Genomic DNA, 422 nt, shown 5'->3' on the forward strand with positions numbered 1-422 from the left:
GCTGCAACAGCTTGCTGATGGTGCCCAAGCTCCCCATGTTTCCCAGTCGCTCGCGCACAGTGCGCAAAGCCGGGGTGCTTCCGGCCGCAACCATCGCGTCCGCGATGGCGGCTACCTGGGCCAGTGTGATGCTCGCTTCTCTACCCATTGCTTGTTCCCCGTTCGTAATGATACGATATGATATGAATGAAATGATACGATATGAATTATCGGACAAAAAGCAACGTAGTACCTTTCTTCTGCAGCAAGTGTAGCGCGGTTTGCCCGAAATATTGCGTGGTTGGTCAACGCGTGATTAGGTGTTTAGTTTCGTGCGATCATATTCCTCGTCGCAGCATGGCTTTGTTCCGCGCCAGGGCCGTGCTTGACGAGTTGATCGCCGGTTTGCCACCGCGATCGTCCCATCGGTTGCAGCACATCGC

Annotated in this window: 1 protein-coding gene; it reads right to left on the reverse strand. The window is 54.7% G+C overall.

Going from position 1 to position 422, the window contains the following annotated elements; genetic code table 11:
• On the reverse strand, window positions 1-148 hold a 148-nt coding region (locus F2P46_RS38435; protein WP_208296938.1), incomplete at its 3' end, for a DNA-binding protein.
• Between the last annotated feature and the right edge of the window lie 274 nt (window positions 149-422).

This window comes from Massilia sp. CCM 8734, assembly GCF_011682155.1.
GTDB lineage: Bacteria > Pseudomonadota > Gammaproteobacteria > Burkholderiales > Burkholderiaceae_D > Telluria_A > Telluria_A rubra.